This is a genomic window from Stenomitos rutilans (genome assembly GCF_059505485.1).
Map to the genome: position 1 here is coordinate 128,820 of NZ_JCACKR010000159.1, position 18,083 is coordinate 146,902.

Below are 18,083 nucleotides of genomic sequence, written 5' to 3' on the forward strand. Positions count from 1 at the left end.
GGTTGGACGAAGACCGTTTGACGATATTGGCTGCAACCCATTTGTTGAAAACCCCATTTGTTGAAAACCATTGTGGCACCCATCGTTGAGTTGTTTGCTATGCTCTCGCACCGTTTTTTTCGAGGTTTCGTGTGGTTACGCGGCAACGTTAAGCATCGGGTATGAGGCTTCATCAGGATTCAGAACAAGCTGCTGGATCAACTACGTTCGATCGCTGCAAATCTGTCACACAGGAATAATCAATCATGGCAAACGCCTTTGTTAACATCCCAAACTGGGAGTCGTTTGAAAATCAGGGAGCGAACGTTGCGGTTGCAGATTTAGGCAACACTGGGCAGAAAGACCTGATCGTATTGAAAGTGGACAATCCACAGGGCAAGAATCAAGGCTTTTATCGCGTTGGTAAGGGATTGAGTGCAGCCGACCAGGTGGCTGGCTGGGGAAATTGGATCGCGATTCCTGATTGGTTTTCGTTTGAAAATCAAGGGGCAGGGTTGGCGATCGCGGATGTCAACAAAAACGGCAAATTGGATCTGGTTGTGTTCATGGTGGATAATCCACCGGGCAAAAATCAGGGGTTTTATAAAATCGGTCGGGATTTGGACGGCAATGGCAATGTGACGGGTGGCTGGAGTAATTGGATTGCTGTGCCTGATTGGTTTTCGTTTGAAAATCAGGGGGTGGGCATTGCCATTGCTGACCTCGATAAAAATGGCACCCCCGATCTGGTGGTGTTCACGATCGACAATGCACCCGAACTGAATCGCGGCCTTTTTCGGATTGGTAAAGGGTTAGACGCTAACGGCATTGTGACGGGTGGTTGGACTGATTGGATCGATGTGCCGGATTGGTTCTCCTGGGAAAATCAAGGCGCAGGGGTTGCGATCGCCGACCTGGAAAACACAGGCAACCTTGATCTCGTCATCTTCCACATTGACAATGCGATCGGGCAAAACCAGGCGTTTTATCGCGTTGGGAAACGGCTGCAAGCCAATGGGGCGATCGCGGGTGATTGGGGCAACTGGCAGGGCATTCCCAACTGGTTTGGCTGGGAAAACCAGGGTGGCGGTATTGCGGTGACTGCGATCGGTGGCAAACACAAATTGGTGACCTTAATGGTGGACAATCCACCAGGTTTAAACGCAGGTCTCTACCAGGTTTTGGATCTCGACCCCGATCCCACAGCACAAGGGAAATGGGAATTGTTGCCTTTCCATTCAGGCGTTCTAGCGGTGCATGCAGCCTTACTGCCGACGGGAAAAGTGCTCTTCTTTGCGGGGTCTGGTAGTAGCGCCGTTCGGTTTGCTAGCCAGGACTTTGGCAATGAAGCAAAAGGCATTTTCACCAGTGTGGTGTGGGATTGGGAAGCGGGCGCGAGCTTTGCCCATCCCAAAACAATTCGGGCTGCCAACGGTAAACCCTTCGACTTTTTCTGTGGTGGCGATGCGTTTTTACCCGATGGGCTGCTGCTTTCAGCGGGTGGTACCTCCCACTACAACCCCTTTATGGGTCGCAATGATGCCACGGTGTTCGATCCGCAGACGCAGCAGTGGGCGTTTGTCAAACCAATGGCTCACGGACGCTGGTACCCAACCCTGACCAATTTGGGCGATGGACGCGTGCTTGCCACAACGGGCTTAAACGAAGCGGGGAACGATCACAACCAGGCGTTAGAAATCTACTCTGGTACGACCAATACCTGGCAGGTGAAGCATTTTGCACCCGGATTCCCTGGACTACCGCTCTATGCGCACCTGTTCTTGATGCAGGATGGCCGGATTTTCTTCTCCGGTGGTCGCATGGATGACCCCATGGAGGTAGAGCCGTGCATTTTTGACCTGACCAAAAATCCGGTACCGACTCAGCCTGTTCCTGACTTGCTTGACCCTGTGCTGCGGAACCAGTCAGCCAGCGTGCTGTTGCCTCCAGCGCAGGATCAGAAGGTGATGATCATTGGCGGTGGCCCCGTTGGGAAGGAAGACAAGACCGATGCTACTGATAAAGTGAGCATTGTCGATTTGAAGGCAGCAAAGCCAGTTTACAAAGCGGCGGCTCCGATGCAGCTGCCCCGACTGCACTTGAACGCGGTGCTGTTGCCCGATCGCACCGTTTTTGTTACAGGCGGCTCGCTTAAACAAGAAGACACACCGCTGGCACGACTACAACCAGAAATCTACGACCCAGCTACCAACACCTGGAGTTTGATGGCAGAAGCGACCGTTCCTCGCCTGTACCACTCCACTGCACTGCTGTTGCCAGATGGGCGCGTGGTGGCAGCGGGTGGCAACCCCGAAGGCGGCAAATCGGTTACCTGGGAACCCCCCGATGAAGAAGAGGAAATGCGGTTAGAAATCTTCAACCCGCCATACCTGTTTAAAGGGCCACGACCGACGATCGCCCCTCCACCAAACGAGTGGAAATACGGGCAAACCCTGACGCTGCAATCGCCTCAAGCTGGCAACATTCGCTGGGTCAGCCTGATCAAAAACGGTGTCACCACCCATTCGTTTGATAGCGGTCAACGCCTGGTAGATGTCGAGATCCTGTCTCAAGCGGGTGGAACCCTGCAAGTGCGCGTGACCAATAACCCGAACCTGGCTCCTCCGGGCTGGTACATGCTGTTCCTCACGGATCGGAACGGTGTGCCGTCGATCGCACGCTGGGTACATCTCACTTAAGTAGGACTAACGCAAACCTCGGAGATTTGAACCAGGAAGCAAGCATTGTCACCAGATGCGGTCGCTTAAACCTCCGAGGTTTTGATTCAAAATGAAACCACCTGTTTTTCGACACATCGGAAAGCAGGTGGTTTTGTATCGCAAATCTGGTCAATTTAAACTCTCTATACCATTTCCTTTCATTGAGCTACAGATGATGCACTTCAACCAGCGATGCTACGCAGGTGCGGACACTCAAAACTCTCTAGCTTGTCGGCGCATTCACGAAGTGGCTCCTTCGGAGCTAGCGCTACTCAAAATTCAAAACTTAAAACTGGTATTAGTTGGGCCGAAGTAGACATAAACTAAATCTTGCACCGATGAAAGGGGTTGCCCTGTAGAGATGATGAGCGGAAGCAAAATACCCGAAATACTGGAAACCTATGAAGCAGATTTGCTGGCAGAGTGGCACCAGGAGTTAGCCGCGAGCAACGCTCGGAAAGGGTTGATTAAGGAGGCCGAGTTACAGGAAGAGTGCCGTGAATTTCTCAGGCTGCTTCGCATCGCCGTGCAGCAGGGCGACTTGACCAATGTGCAGGCAACCGCTTGGAAAGAAGTACGGGAAATGCTGATGAGCGTCTCGCGGACGCGATCGCAAAAAGGCTTCACCCCGTCTGAAACGGCTGTCTTCGTCTTTTCGTTCAAGCAACCGTTATTTAAGCGCCTGCGGCAGCAGTTGCAAGACCCGATTGAACTGGGTGACGTGATTTGGGAAGCAACCGTCTTGCTCGATCAGCTTGGCTTACTGACGGTGGAAGCGCATCAGAAGACACGGGAGGAAATTATTCTGCGGCAGCAGGAAGAGATGATGGAATTATCGACGCCCGTTGTGAAGCTTTGGGACGGTATTCTCGCACTGCCCATCATTGGCACGCTGGATAGCGCCCGTACTCAGGTGGTCATGGAGTCGTTGTTGCAGAAGATTGTTGAAACGGGGTCAGCGATCGCCATTATTGACATTACTGGAGTCCCAACGGTCGATACTCTAACGGCTCAACATCTGCTCAAAACGGTGACAGCCGCCCGCCTGATGGGAGCCGATTGCATTATCAGCGGCATTCGTCCTCAAATTGCCCAGACGATCGTGTATCTCGGTATCGATTTGACGGGGGTGATTACCAAAGCGACCCTGGCTGATGCCTTGCTGGTAGCACTCAAGCAAGTGGGAGCGGCCATCAATCGCTTACCCGCCAAGTAAGGACAGGAGAAACGAATGGAGCGCATTCCTATACTGCAAATTGGCGAATTCTTGCTGGTCACGATTCAGGTCGATATGCATGACCAGCTTGCCATGTCTTTGCAGGATGATCTGACCAATCGCATTACGCAAACCTATGCTCACGGGGTGTTAATTGATATTTCGGCGCTAGAAATTGTGGATTCGTTTATCGGTAGAATTTTAGGTAATATCGCTAAAATGTCGCGGGTGCTGGGCGCTGAGACGGTTGTAGTCGGTATGCAGCCTGCGGTAGCGATCACGCTGGTAGAACTGGGGCTGACGCTGACAGACATTCGCACCGCGCTCAACATGGAGAAGGGCATGGCGCTGTTGCGATCGTCATTGGGTGACAGCACCCATCAGGTCGCCGCTCAAGGAGATGCAGATGACGATGGAGAAGCTTGAAAACATGAGCATCCAGTCGTCGGGAGACGTGGTTTTAGTAAGGCAAGCCGTGCGGCAGGTTGCGGTTGCGCTCGGTTTCAGCCTGGTAGACCAAACCAAAATTGTGACAGCCGCTAGCGAGTTAGCCCGCAACACGTTGGATTATGGTGGTGGCGGTTTAATGAAGCTAGAAACCCTTCAAGAAGGGAGCCGCCGGGGCATTAGACTCACGTTTGAAGATGAGGGGCCGGGGATTCCTGACCTTGAACTGGCGCTTAAGGATGGGTATACCACAGGGGGCGGCCTGGGGATGGGGCTGAGCGGTGCCAAACGTCTCGCCAACGAATTTGAGCTTGAGTCCGCTGTGGGAAAAGGCACACGGGTCACGATCGTCCGCTGGAAGTGACGGGAAGTAAAAGAGATGCGGCATTAGAGGGATGAGCAAGCAGGCAAACTCGGTCTATGATCGATAGCGTACATAGTTAAGTGTTTTGAGGGATAAGCGATGACTAATACATGAAAGAATCGATCGCCATTGCCATTACTGAATCAAGTCAAATAGGCGAAGCCCGACGCGCAGCGCTGGTGTTGGTCGCTCACCTTGGCTTCAATGCATTAGAGCGGGGCAAAGTGAGCCTTGTAGTCACTGAGCTTGCGAACAATCTCGTACAGCATGGGGGCGGCGGTATGGTCTTACTCCAAGCGATTGAGCAACAGTCCATCCTTGGCATCGAGATCTTAGCGCTCGATCAAGGCCGGGGAATGATCGATGTCGATGAGTGCCTGAAAGACGGCTTCTCTACTAATGGCACCGCAGGCAATGGGCTGGGTGCGGTTCATCGCCTCTCTAGCTTCTTTGAGATCTATGCCCCTCCCACGCAGGGAGCAGCTATCCTGGCCCAACTTTGGGCAGATGCAACCCACCATCCGTCCGAGAAGGCTCTAGAGGTGAGTGGCGTGTGTCTACCAAAGCGGGGCGAGACGGTTTCGGGCGATGCCTGGACGTGCCAGGGAGAGCATCACCGTTGTTTGCTGTTAGTAGTCGATGGCCTGGGGCATGGGCCTGCTGCTGCCAGCGCTGCGGCTGCCGCCTTGAGAGTATTTCAGGAGCAGCATCACCGATCGCCCCATCTGATGATTGAAGCCGCCCACGCGGCTCTACGCAGTACCAGGGGTGCCGCACTGGCGATCGCTGAAATCAATTTTGAGCACCAGTCGGTTCGCTTTGCTGGCATTGGCAATATTGCAGCGAGTTTGTCTTCTCCCACGGAGCACCGCAGCTTAGTCTCTCACAATGGTACAGTCGGGCATGAGGTGCGTAAAATTCAAGAGTTTACCTACCCCTGGTACGAGCAGGGACTTTTGATTATGCATTCTGATGGTTTGGGCACTCAGTGGAAGCTCGATCGCTACCCAGGCTTGAGCCAAAAACATCCCAGCCTGATCGCTGGGGTGCTGTACCGAGACTTTCACCGAGAGCGCGACGATGTGACCGTAGTAGTCGCCAAAGGAAAGGGCCTATGACAACCCTCTTCACCCTTACCGTGCACTATGAACAGGATGTGGTGCAGTCTCGGCAGCGAACGCGCGAACTTGCCGAGCAGTTGAGCTTTGAAACTCAAGACCAGGTGCGACTGGCAACCGCTGTGTCAGAGCTTGCCCGCAATGCGTTTCAGTATGCGGGTGGCGGCACCGTTGCCTATAGCGTAGAAGGCGATCCGCAAATGTTTCTGGTGCGGGTGCAAGATCAAAGGGTGGGCATTCCCCATCGTGATGACGTTTTGGAGGGGCGCTATGCCTCTTCCACAGGAATAGGTGTGGGCATTGTCGGCACTCGCAGACTCGTAGATTTCTTTGAGATTGAATCGCCGCCAGACGAGAGAACGACCGTGATCGTGGGTAAGTGGTTGCCAAAGCAGGCACCCATTTTAACCGCTTCACACTTGCAGCAGCTTCGAGAGGCGGTGATGGCGCGATCGCCCCAAAACCCCTACGACGAAATTCAGCGGCAAAACCAGGAACTGCTGCGGGCAATGGCAGATTTGCGGAAGCGAGAAGAAGAACTGACCCAGCTCAATCAAGAATTAGAAGACACTAATCGCGGCGTGGTGGCTCTGTATGCCGAACTGGATGAGAAGGCCAACGCCCTGCAACAGGCCAATGAGCTAAAAACCCGCTTTCTCTCCAATATGAGCCATGAGTTTCGCACACCGCTTAACTCTGTCCTGTCGCTCTCTCGGATGCTGCTGGCTCGGATGGATGGCGACCTGACCGCAGAACAAGAAAAGCAAGTCACCTTTATTCAACATGCGGCAGATGGCCTGTCGGAACTGGTGAACGATCTGCTGGATCTGGCTAAGGTCGAGGCGGGCAAAACCGAGGTGCGTCCCAGTGCCTTTGCAGTCAGCGATTTATTTGGCACCTTGAGAGGTATGCTGCGCCCCTTATTGGTCGAAGGCGCATCGGTAGCGCTCATCTTTGAGGAACCCGATGGCTTGCCAACGCTCTACAGCGATGAGGGCAAAGTCGCTCAAATTATCCGGAATTTTATCTCCAATGCGCTCAAATTTACGGAGCAGGGAGAGGTGCGAGTGAGCGCCCGAAAGACCGACCATCTGATCACGCTCTCGGTGTCTGATACCGGAATTGGGATTACGCCTGACGATCAAGAGCGCATTTTTGAAGATTTTGTGCAAATTGAGTCTCATCTGCAAAAGCAGGTGAAAGGGACGGGATTGGGCTTGCCGTTGTCTCGGAAGCTGGCAGAGCTGCTGGGTGGCAGTCTTTCGGTGCGTAGCCAGCCAGGGCAGGGGTCTATGTTTGCCGTGACGCTGCCGATCGTCTACCCCCATGTAACGGAGCGCCCTCCTCTGCAACCACCCACCCCGCTCAAAGCAACCCATCTACCCATTCTCGCCGTTGAAGACCATACCGAAACGCTCTTTATTTACGAGAAGCATCTACAAGAGTCACGCTATCAGCTCATTGCAGCGCGAACGCTAGCAGAGGCGAGGCAAGCCCTACAGCAACTGCGCCCGGCGGCGATCGTGCTCGACATTCTGCTTGATAGGCAAAACGGCTGGACATTTTTGCGCGAACTCAAAAGCGATGACGCCACTCGCGCGATTCCTGTCCTGGTTATTACAGTCGTTGATAACGAGAAGCAGGCGCTGGCACTGGGAGCAGATGGCTTTTTAATTAAGCCTGTAGAGAGATTGCCCTTGCTCAACAAGATCAATACGCTAGTTAAGCAGGGCAACGCCCAAACGCTCTTACTCATTGATGATGATCCAGCCTACCGATATGTGGTGAAACAGGTATTGGCAAGCACTCCCTTGCAGATTTTAGAAGCCGCAAACGGACAGGAAGGGTTGGCGCTGGCAGAACGCGAACAGCCAGAAGCCATTTTGCTTGACCTCGAAATGCCAGATGTGAATGGACTGGCTGTCCTCGATCGCCTTAAGGAAACCGCCACGACTCGATCGATTCCCGTGATCATTCACTCCTCTATACAATTGGATGCAGAGCAGTTGGATGCAGAAGCGCAACGTCGCTTAGCGGCACAGAGTATTGCCATTCTGTCAAAAGAAACGACTGCTCAGGCAGGCGCAACAACACCCCTTCGAGCGGCGCTGGTTAGGGCAGGACTCGTTTTAGATGCGTAAGGAGAACGGTTATGCCTGAGCCACAGTTAACCATCCTGCACGTTGATGACAACGAGGCCAATCGGTATGTGGTTACGCGGATTTTGCAGCAGGCAGGCTTTGTCGTTGTGGAGGCCGCAACCGGGGCCGCAGGGTTGGCCGCGATCGCCGAGCATCAGCCAGCCTTAGTCATTCTGGATGTGAAATTGCCCGACTTAGGCGGCTTTGAAGTGTGCCGCCAGATCAAAGCTAACCCTGAAACAGCTTTTATCCCAGTGCTGCACCTTTCGGCTACGTTTACCCAAAGCCATGATAAAGCCCAAGGCTTAGATAGCGGTGCAGATGCCTATCTCGCGCAGCCCGTTGACCCCATTGAACTGGTCGCTACGGTGCGATCGCTGCTCCGCATTCGTCAGGCAGAGGAGTCGGCTCTGTCATCTGCACGAGGCTGGCAAACTACGTTTGACTCGATCAATGACAGTGTATGCCTGGTTGACCAGGCAGGTAAAATTCTACGCTGCAACCAGGCCATGAGCCAATTGTTCTGCAAGCCTTGCGATGCCCTCTTAGGTCAGGTTCACTATGAGTCAATGGCAGCAACGCTAGGTATGGGAAGTGGTACCTGCTTTCGCCTCGCCAAAGAAACACAGCAGCGCCAAGTTGTAGAATTTCAGGCGCAAGGACGATGGTTTGCCAAAACAATGGATCCCGTTTTGGATGAGCATGGTACCTTTACTGGAGCTGTTTTTATCCTGACAGATATTACCGATCGCAAACAGGCCGAAGCGGCGTTGCGAGAAAGTGAAGAACTGAAGCAACGCATCCTCGATAGCAGTAAAGACTGCATTAAAGTTTTAACGTTTAACAGCGAAATTACCTATATCAATGCAGGCGGACTATCGCTTTTGGAGATTGAAGACCCAACACTCATTTTGGGCGCTCCCTGGCTTGACTTTTGGCAAGGCGAGGATCATGAAAAGGCGAAGACGGCGATCGCGGCAGCTAGAGCAGGCCATACCGGACAGTTTCAAGGCTACCTCCCTACTCACAAGGGCATACCCAAATGGTGGGACAGCATTGTCACGCCCGTGCAGAATGCCTCTGGACAGGTAACTCAACTCCTGGCAATCTCGCGCGACATCACAAAGCAAAAATACGCAGACGCTGAACGTGACCAATTGCTGGCGCGTGAGCAAGCTGCCCGTGAGCAAGCTGAAACCGCCAATCGGATCAAAGATGAGTTTTTGGCGGTATTGTCCCATGAGCTGCGATCGCCCCTCAATCCCATTTTGGGTTGGGCCAGAATTTTGCAAACAAGCCAGCAGGACGAAGCCAGAACGCAGTACGCCCTGGAGACGATCGAGCGCAATGCCAAACTACAGGCACAACTCATCGAAGACTTGCTGGATGTCTCCCGCATTTTGCAAGGCAAGTTGAGCTTAAACAAAGGTTCAATCAGTTTAGCGGTTACCATCAGAGCGGCGCTTGAAACGGTGCGCCTTGCGGCTGAGGCAAAAAACATTCAAATCCACACCATGCTGGAACCAGAGGTTGGGCAAGTATTGGGCGACTCCAGCCGTCTGCAACAGGTTATGTGGAATTTGCTTACCAACGCCGTAAAATTTACCTCTCACGGAGGTGACATTGAGGTACGGCTAGAGCAGGTCGAGGTCGAGAATGCACAAGAGGCTATCAGCATGGGGCAACGGGTGGGGGAACACGGAACGTTACATGTCACCCACCCTGATGCATTCGGAGCCGCTACGCAAACGTCCCCCCACTCTCCACTCCTCACCCTCCACTCCCTTTCCTACGCTCAGATCACTGTCAAGGATACGGGAAAAGGCATCGCTCTCAACTTCTTGCCTTACGTCTTTGACTACTTCCGCCAAGCCGATAGTACAACGACGCGCAGCTTTGGCGGCTTAGGGCTGGGTCTCGCGATCGTGCGTCATCTGGTTGAGCTACACGGTGGTACTGTTTGTGTCACCAGTCCTGGAGACGGCCAGGGCGCAACGTTCGTCGTCCAGCTTCCCATTATGACGGTGGCAAAACTACATCCAGAGCATACCGTGTCTCATCATGACTCCCATCTGGATCTGCATGATTTGAACGTGCTGTTTGTCGATGACGATCGCGATTCGCGCGAGTTAATTACCTTTTTGCTCAGACAATATGGAGCCAGCGTGACGGAAGTTGCCTCAGCTAGTGAAGCCCTGAGTAGCTTGAGAGACACCACCTTTGATTTGCTGATTAGCGATATTGGAATGCCTACAATGGACGGTTATGCTTTAATGCGTCAGATTAGAGCGCAAACGGCTGAGCAGGGCAGTAGCATTCCCGCGATCGCGCTCACGGCCTATGCAGGCGAAATTGACCAGAAGCAAGCGCTTGCCGCTGGCTTTCAGCAGCACCTGACGAAACCCGTGGAGCCAGAACTCCTGATGCAAACGATCAGGACGTTTATGGAAACGCGTGGCAAGGTTCGTACTGTGGAATACTCCTAGCGCGTAGCAACGTCGAAGCTCGATCGATCGCCTGACATTGAACCTCTACCGATCTTGCTGTGTCTTTAGATCTGCCATGAGAAGGTTGATGCGCTCTGCCACATCCGCCCGCCCATCGGGGTCAGCTTCACGAAGAAAGACATCCAAAAGAAACCAGCGACACAGATCGGGATCGGTCTGCACCAGACGAAGAATCACCCCGTTAATGACTTCTGTGGTCAAGGCACTGGGCAGTCGCTGTAATTCATCTCGGATCACCAGAGCATTGTCCAAGTCCTGAGTTTGATAGGCACTCACGATCGCCTTAACGACGGTATCAATCAAATCATCAAGCTTTAGCTCTACATCATCCATGTTGCTGGTCGGGGGCAAAAGACGTTCTCTTGAGAATGGTACAAGATTTAAGTTCAGGACTTACGCACATTCTCGCAAAACTGCCCCTACCCCCAACTTTGGGGGAGTAAGCACTTAAAGTCCCCCAGAATTGGAGGCTTAAAGCCCTTTGGGCATACAAGAAAAGGGGGTAACTGCGTAATACCGATTTAAAGAATGACGGCTACAGATCAATCGGTGGGTAGGGGCAAGGCAATGCCTTGCCCCTACAGGATGTGTCGCATTTTCAATTCAAATTGGTATAAGTCCTGAAGTTAACCAATCGCCATCTATCCTCTACCTTAAGACAGACCCCCTTCGAGATACACCTCAACCATAATGAGTACTTATCATGCTTCCTGCGGTTCTGCCCCAGGTTGATTGTTGCTCTGCCATTGGCACACATGATTGCCAGCATTCGTAACAGCCATCTCTCCTGTGAAAAGGATTTTGCCATGCCCACTGCACAAGTACCTGCCAATACAGATAATCTCGACCCAAAGCAGCTCTTAAATATTCTGACAGAGATTAAAAAAGGTAATTTTTCAGTCCGCATGTCGATCGACCAGACAGGGATTGCGGGCAAAATTGCCGATACGCTCAATGACATCATTGATATGAATGAGCGACTCACCAGCGAGCTAGAGCATATTGGTACGGTGGTGGGTAAAGAAGGCAAAATCAATGAACGCGCCTCTCTGGGCAGTGCGAAAGGCTCCTGGAAAGCCAGCGTTGATTCTGTGAACACGCTCATTAGCGACCTGGTGCAGCCGACCGCAGAAACGGCGCGGGTGATTCGGGCGGTAGCGAATGGGGATTTGTCACAGACGATCGCCACCGAAATCGATGGCAGACCCTTGCAAGGGGAGTTCCTCCAAACGGCACGCATTGTCAATACGATGGTGGATCAGCTCAACTCCTTCGCCTCTGAGGTCACGCGGGTCGCACGCGAAGTGGGTACGGAAGGCAAACTGGGTGTACAGGCAGAAGTAAAAGGCGTGGCGGGCACCTGGAAAGACCTCACCGATAGCGTGAACTCGATGGCAGGCAACCTGACCGCACAAGTCCGGAACATCGCCGAAGTGACGACCGCTGTAGCGAACGGCGATTTGTCCAAAAAAATCACGGTGGATGTCAAAGGTGAAATCCTGGAGCTAAAAGACACGATCAATGTGATGGTGGATCAGCTTAACTCTTTCGCCTCGGAAGTCACCAGGGTCGCGCGCGAGGTAGGCACGGAAGGCAAACTGGGCGTGCAGGCAGAAGTAAAAGGCGTGGCGGGCACCTGGAAAGACCTCACCGACTCCGTGAACTTGATGGCAGGCAACCTGACGGCACAGGTGCGGAACATTGCCGAAGTGACCACGGCTGTAGCGAATGGCGATCTGTCCAAAAAAATCACGGTCGATGTCAAAGGCGAAATTCTAGAGCTGAAAAATACCGTCAACATCATGGTGGATCAGCTCAACTCTTTCGCCTCTGAGGTGACGCGGGTGGCGCGCGAAGTGGGCGCAGACGGTAAGTTGGGTGGTCAGGCACAAGTCCGTGGGGTGGCTGGTACGTGGAAAGACCTGACGGACTCCGTAAACTTCATGGCAGGCTCCCTAACGGCACAGGTACGGAACATCGCCGAAGTGACCACCGCCGTAGCCAATGGCGATCTGTCCAAAAAAATTACGGTGGATGTGAAAGGTGAGATTCTAGAGCTAAAAAATACCATCAACACAATGGTGGATCAGCTCAATTCCTTTGCCTCGGAGGTCACACGGGTCGCGCGAGAAGTGGGTACGGAAGGCAAACTGGGCGTGCAGGCGGAAGTCCGAGGCGTGGCAGGTACCTGGAAGGATTTGACGGATAACGTGAACTCGATGGCAGGCAACCTGACCGGACAGGTGCGAAATATTGCAGAGGTGGCAACGGCGATCGCCAACGGTGACCTCTCCAAGAAAATTACGGTGGATGTCAAAGGTGAAATTCTAGAGCTAAAAAATACCATCAACATCATGGTGGATCAGCTCAATTCCTTCGCCTCGGAAGTCACTAGAGTGGCGCGAGAAGTGGGTTCCGAAGGCAAGCTGGGTGGTCAGGCCGACGTGAAAGGCGTAGCAGGCACCTGGAAAGACCTGACGGACTCCGTGAACTTCATGGCAGGTAGCTTAACGGCGCAAGTGCGGAACATCGCCGAAGTGACCACCGCTGTAGCCAACGGCGACCTCTCCAAAAAAATCACCGTGGATGTGAAAGGTGAAATCCTGGAGCTAAAAGACACCATTAATGTCATGGTGGATCAGCTCAACTCCTTTGCCTCGGAAGTCACCAGAGTGGCGCGCGAAGTGGGTTCCGAAGGAAAGCTGGGTGTACAGGCCGACGTGAAAGGCGTAGCAGGCACCTGGAAAGACCTGACGGACTCCGTGAACTCAATGGCAGGCAACCTGACGGCACAGGTACGAAATATTGCGGAAGTGACGACCGCTGTAGCCAATGGCGACCTCTCCAAGAAAATCACCGTGCAGGTAAAGGGCGAGATCCTGGAGCTAAAAGACACCATCAACGTCATGGTGGATCAACTCAGTTCCTTTGCCTCTGAGGTAACGCGGGTCGCGCGCGAAGTGGGTACGGAGGGCAAGCTGGGTGTGCAGGCAGAAGTACGCGGCGTAGCAGGCACCTGGAAAGACTTGACCGACTCCGTGAACTCGATGGCAGGCAACTTGACCGCCCAGGTACGGAACATTGCCGAAGTGACGACCGCTGTAGCCAATGGCGACCTCTCCAAAAAAATCACGGTGGATGTGAAGGGCGAAATTCTAGAGCTGAAAAACACCATCAACGTCATGGTGGATCAACTCAGTTCCTTTGCCTCTGAGGTAACCAGGGTGGCGCGCGAAGTGGGTTCCGAAGGGCGACTGGGCGTGCAGGCCGATGTCCGTGGGGTTGCAGGCACCTGGAAAGACCTGACGGATTCGGTGAATTTCATGGCAGGCAGTTTGACCGCCCAGGTACGGAATATTGCGGCGGTCACGACGGCAGTTGCGAACGGTGACCTGTCGAAGAAAATTACGGTAGATGTGAAGGGCGAAATTCTGGAGCTGAAGAACACCGTCAACACGATGGTGGATCAGCTTAATTCCTTCGCTTCTGAGGTGACACGGGTGGCGCGCGAAGTGGGAACGGAGGGCAAGCTGGGCGTACAGGCCGAAGTACGCGGGGTTGCAGGCACCTGGAAAGATCTGACGGATTCCGTGAACTTTATGGCAGGCTCACTCACCGCACAGGTACGAAACATTGCGGAAGTGACGACCGCTGTAGCCAATGGCGACCTCTCCAAAAAAATCACGGTGGATGTGAAGGGCGAAATTCTAGAGCTGAAAAACACCATCAATACAATGGTGGATCAGCTTAGTTCCTTTGCCTCTGAGGTAACCAGGATGGCACGCGAGGTGGGTACGGAAGGGAAGCTAGGCGTGCAGGCGTATGTGCGAGGCGTAGCGGGTACCTGGAAAGACCTTACCGACAACGTAAACTCAATGGCGGGGAACCTCACAGCGCAGGTGCGAAACATTGCCGAAGTGACGAAAGCGGTAGCCAACGGCGACCTCTCTAAAAAAATTACGGTGGATGTGAAGGGCGAAATTCTCGACCTGAAAGACACCATTAACGTGATGGTGGATCAGCTTAACTCCTTTGCCTCTGAGGTAACGCGGGTGGCGCGAGAAGTGGGAACCGAAGGGATTTTGGGTGGTCAGGCAGAGGTACGCGGGGTCGCAGGCACCTGGAAAGACCTGACCGACTCGGTGAACTTCATGGCAGGCAACCTGACAGCGCAGGTGCGAGGCATCGCCAAAGTCGTGACCGCTGTAGCAAATGGCGACCTGAAACGGAAGCTGATGCTGGAAGCAAAGGGTGAAATTGAAACCCTGGCGGATACGATTAACGAGATGATTGACACGCTGGCGACCTTTGCCGATCAGGTGACAACGGTGGCCCGTGAGGTGGGCATTGAAGGGAAGCTGGGTGGTCAGGCAAAAGTGCCGGGTGCATCAGGAACGTGGCGTGACCTGACCGACAACGTGAACGAGCTGGCGGCAAATCTCACCACTCAGGTGCGCGAAATTGCAGAGGTGGCAACCGCGGTGACGAAGGGTGACCTGACCCGATCGATCTCCGTGGCAGCCGAAGGGGAAGTCGCCATCCTGAAGGACAACATCAACCAGATGATTGCCAACCTGCGGGAAACAACTCAGAAGAACACCGAGCAAGACTGGCTCAAAACCAACCTGGCGAAGTTCACCCGAATGCTTCAGGGGCAACGAGATTTGGAAGCCGTTTCCAAGCTGATTCTGTCGGAGCTGGCACCGCTGGTTTCGGCACAGCACGGGGTCTTCTACCTGATGGAAAGCAGCGAACTCCATCCCCCATACCTCAAGCTGCTCAGCACCTATGCCTACCGAGAGCGTAAGCATCTGGCGAACCAGTTTCATTTAGGTGAAGGGCTGGTCGGACAGTGCGCGTTGGAAAAAGAGCGCATTCTCATCACCGAAGTGCCCAGCGATTACATCAAAATCAGCTCTGGTTTGGGTGAAGCCACTCCATTGAATGCCGTCGTTCTACCTGTGCTGTTTGAAGGTCAGGTCACGGCGGTCATTGAACTGGCCTCCTTCCGACGCTTTAGCGAAATTCACCTGACGTTCTTTGACCAACTGACCGAAAGTATCGCGATCGTCCTCAACACGATCGCCGCCAGTATGCGAACCGAAGAACTCCTGAAGCAATCGCAATCCTTGGCAGAAGAACTGCAAACCCAGCAGAAGGAACTCACCGAAACCAACCAACGATTGGAGCAACAGGCACAATCCCTAACCGCATCGGAAGAACTGCTTAAGAACCAGCAAGATCAGCTCCAGCAAACCAACGAAGAGTTGGAAGAAAAAGCCGAACTGTTGGCAATGCAAAACCAGGAAGTAGAGCGCAAAAACCGAGAAATTGAACAAGCCCGACAGTCTTTAGAAGAAAAAGCCACGCAGTTGGCAATGACCTCCAAGTACAAGTCTGAGTTTCTGGCAAATATGTCCCACGAGCTACGCACGCCGCTCAACAGCCTGTTGATTCTGGCGCAACTCCTGGGCGACAATAGTGATGGCAACTTGACCACTAAACAAGTTGAGTATGCCCGCACTATTCATGCCTCTGGTGGCGACCTGCTCACCCTCATCAACGACATTCTCGACCTCGCAAAAATTGAGTCGGGCACCATGTCGGTAGAGATTGACCAAACCCTCTTTACCGACCTCAGCAAACATATGGAGCGTACCTTCCGTCAGGTGGCGCAAACCAGACGGCTGGATTTCCACATTCACCTGGATGAATCGCTGCCCCGCTTCATGTACACCGATTCAAAGCGTCTTCAGCAGGTGTTGAAGAACTTGCTGGCAAATGCATTTAAATTTACTGAGCAAGGGGATGTTAATTTACAAGTCAGCGTGGCTACGCACGGTTGGAGCCAAGATCAGAAACTGCTAAATCAGGCAGAAACGGTGATTGCGTTTGCGGTGCGCGATACAGGTGTGGGCATTCCATTAGCGAAACAACGGGTCATTTTTGAAGCCTTCCAACAGGCTGACGGCACGACTTCCCGTAAATATGGCGGAACAGGCTTAGGGCTATCCATTAGCCGTGAGATTGCGCAACTGTTGGGTGGTGAGATTCAGCTAGAAAGTGAAGCAGGCAATGGCAGCACGTTTACGCTATATCTACCGCAGTCTTATGTTGCAGTTGACGATCGCACTGAACCGTTTGCCCCTTCCCAGGCAGAGCTGGCTGACTTTAGGATACAACCTGGTAACCTGGTAAAACCGTCGGCCTGGCAGCCTACGCCATCTTTTGAAGACGGACAGCTATCGGTGGCACTAGAGGAACCGCTTCTCACGTCCCTCCTTGCTGATCCCACGATCGACGACGATCGCGACACTATTCAACCCAGTGATTGCGTCCTCCTCATCATTGAAGACGACCTTACGTTTGCTCAGATCCTTCTAGACATGGCGCGCCAGCAAGGTTTCAAGGGATTGGTGGCCGTTCGGAGTGATGTGGGATTGGCAATGGCGCAAGAGTTGAAACCAACGGCCATCATGTTGGATGTGCGATTGCCCGTCATGACAGGCTGGGCGGTCTTAGATCGGCTCAAGCACAACCCTGCCACGCGACACATCCCTGTCCATATGATGTCGGTTGAAGAGGGGCAGAAGCGTAGTCTCCAACTGGGTGCGATCGCCTTCATGCAAAAACCTGCTAGCAGCGAAACGCTCTCACAGGCTCTCAGCGACATCAAAGGTTTTGTTGAACGTCCAGTTAAGCATCTCCTGGTGGTTGAAGATGATGAAACTCAACGCCACAGTATTGTTGAGCTTATTGGCAACAGTGACGTGAGAAGTACAGCCGTCGGTACGGGTGCAGATGCCTTAGAAGCACTTCAGTCAGGTCATTTTGACTGTTTAGTTCTGGATCTCGGACTGCCTGACGTAACGGGCTTTGAGCTGATTGAACAAATCAAACAAAGACCAAATCTTCAGCGCCTCCCCATCATCATCTACACGGGCAAAGAACTCACCGCTCAAGAAGAGACCGAACTGCGACGTCTTTCCGACACCATTATCGTGAAAGATGTGCGATCGCCCGAACGTTTGCTGGAAGAAACGGCGTTATTCCTGCATCGGGTGCAGGAAAATCTGCCTGCGTCACAGCGTTTGATGCTGGAGCAACTCCAGAAAACCGATCCCGTTCTCGCGCAGAAGAAAGTGCTGATTGTGGATGACGACGTGCGCAACATCTTTGCACTCACCAGCATGCTGGAACGCTATCAAATGCAAGTGGCGTATGCCGAAAATGGACGTGATGGCATCACCATGCTGCAAAACGACCCTGACATCAATCTAGTCTTGATGGATGTCATGATGCCAGAGATGGACGGCTATGAAACGATGCATGCCATTCGCCAGCTAGAGGCGTTCCGCACCTTGCCCATGATTGCCCTCACGGCTAAAGCCATGAAAGGCGATCGCGAAAAGTGCATCGAAGCTGGTGCATCCGATTACATCACAAAACCCGTTGATATGGAACAGTTATTGTCACTCCTGCGGGTTTGGCTCTACGAATAGCAACGTCAGCGTTCGTGATAGAGCCTCGAAGACTCATTGTTAGCAGAAGTCGCGCTGCTTTACGTCTAAAACCGTACTGAACTCGCTGC

At 53.1% G+C, this 18,083-nt stretch carries 10 protein-coding genes; 9 read left to right on the forward strand and 1 reads right to left on the reverse strand.

Annotation, left to right across the window (positions count from 1 at the left end; translation table 11 throughout):
• The first annotated feature begins 245 nt into the window (after positions 1-245).
• From AC5JLP_RS31995 to AC5JLP_RS32030, 8 genes are all read left to right on the forward strand, one after another.
• Positions 246-2,678, forward strand: coding sequence for a galactose oxidase-like domain-containing protein (locus AC5JLP_RS31995; protein ID WP_496071910.1), 2,433 nt, complete (start codon positions 246-248; stop codon positions 2,676-2,678).
• Positions 2,679-2,769: 91 nt separating this feature from the next.
• Positions 2,770-3,015 (forward strand): hypothetical protein, encoded by a 246-nt coding sequence (locus AC5JLP_RS32000; protein ID WP_496071911.1) that lies wholly within the window; start codon positions 2,770-2,772, stop codon positions 3,013-3,015.
• A 45-nt stretch (positions 3,016-3,060) separates the two neighbouring features.
• Positions 3,061-3,915, forward strand: a complete 855-nt coding sequence (locus AC5JLP_RS32005) for an STAS domain-containing protein (protein ID WP_496071912.1) — start codon at positions 3,061-3,063, stop codon at positions 3,913-3,915.
• Positions 3,916-3,930: 15 nt separating this feature from the next.
• Positions 3,931-4,341: an STAS domain-containing protein gene (locus AC5JLP_RS32010; RefSeq protein ID WP_496071913.1), complete on the forward strand. Its 411-nt coding sequence runs from the start codon at positions 3,931-3,933 to the stop codon at positions 4,339-4,341.
• Positions 4,342-4,345: 4 nt separating this feature from the next.
• Positions 4,346-4,726 (forward strand): anti-sigma regulatory factor, encoded by a 381-nt coding sequence (locus AC5JLP_RS32015; RefSeq protein ID WP_496071914.1) that lies wholly within the window; start codon positions 4,346-4,348, stop codon positions 4,724-4,726.
• A 110-nt stretch (positions 4,727-4,836) separates the two neighbouring features.
• Positions 4,837-5,844, forward strand: a complete 1,008-nt coding sequence (locus AC5JLP_RS32020) for a SpoIIE family protein phosphatase (protein WP_496071915.1) — start codon at positions 4,837-4,839, stop codon at positions 5,842-5,844.
• Entirely contained in the window at positions 5,841-7,985 is a 2,145-nt protein-coding gene (locus AC5JLP_RS32025) for an ATP-binding protein (protein ID WP_496071916.1), read from the forward strand. Before AC5JLP_RS32020 ends, AC5JLP_RS32025 begins: the two co-directional genes overlap by 4 nt.
• Before the next feature lie 11 nt (positions 7,986-7,996).
• Positions 7,997-10,471: a hybrid sensor histidine kinase/response regulator gene (locus tag AC5JLP_RS32030; protein ID WP_496071917.1), complete on the forward strand. Its 2,475-nt coding sequence runs from the start codon at positions 7,997-7,999 to the stop codon at positions 10,469-10,471.
• 45 nt (positions 10,472-10,516) lie between these two features.
• Here the strand turns inward: AC5JLP_RS32030 and AC5JLP_RS32035 are convergent, their stop codons facing one another.
• Positions 10,517-10,843, reverse strand: a complete 327-nt coding sequence (locus tag AC5JLP_RS32035) for a hypothetical protein (RefSeq protein WP_496071918.1) — start codon at positions 10,841-10,843, stop codon at positions 10,517-10,519.
• A 455-nt stretch (positions 10,844-11,298) separates the two neighbouring features.
• Between AC5JLP_RS32035 and AC5JLP_RS32040 the strand changes: the two genes are divergently transcribed.
• Entirely contained in the window at positions 11,299-17,994 is a 6,696-nt protein-coding gene (locus AC5JLP_RS32040; RefSeq protein ID WP_496071919.1) for a HAMP domain-containing protein, read from the forward strand.
• The last annotated feature ends 89 nt before the right edge of the window (positions 17,995-18,083 follow it).

What these genes read in the sequence shown, in the direction of transcription:
- AC5JLP_RS31995 (WP_496071910.1), top strand. Translation starts at nt 246, where the DNA reads ATGGCAAACGCCTTTGTTAACATCCCAAACTGGGAGTCGTTTGAAAAT.
- AC5JLP_RS32000 (WP_496071911.1), top strand. Translation starts at nt 2,770, where the DNA reads ATGAAACCACCTGTTTTTCGACACATCGGAAAGCAGGTGGTTTTGTAT.
- AC5JLP_RS32005 (WP_496071912.1), top strand. Translation starts at nt 3,061, where the DNA reads ATGATGAGCGGAAGCAAAATACCCGAAATACTGGAAACCTATGAAGCA.
- AC5JLP_RS32010 (WP_496071913.1), top strand. Translation starts at nt 3,931, where the DNA reads ATGGAGCGCATTCCTATACTGCAAATTGGCGAATTCTTGCTGGTCACG.
- AC5JLP_RS32015 (WP_496071914.1), top strand. Translation starts at nt 4,346, where the DNA reads ATGAGCATCCAGTCGTCGGGAGACGTGGTTTTAGTAAGGCAAGCCGTG.
- AC5JLP_RS32020 (WP_496071915.1), top strand. Translation starts at nt 4,837, where the DNA reads ATGAAAGAATCGATCGCCATTGCCATTACTGAATCAAGTCAAATAGGC.
- AC5JLP_RS32025 (WP_496071916.1), top strand. Translation starts at nt 5,841, where the DNA reads ATGACAACCCTCTTCACCCTTACCGTGCACTATGAACAGGATGTGGTG.
- AC5JLP_RS32030 (WP_496071917.1), top strand. Translation starts at nt 7,997, where the DNA reads ATGCCTGAGCCACAGTTAACCATCCTGCACGTTGATGACAACGAGGCC.
- AC5JLP_RS32040 (WP_496071919.1), top strand. Translation starts at nt 11,299, where the DNA reads ATGCCCACTGCACAAGTACCTGCCAATACAGATAATCTCGACCCAAAG.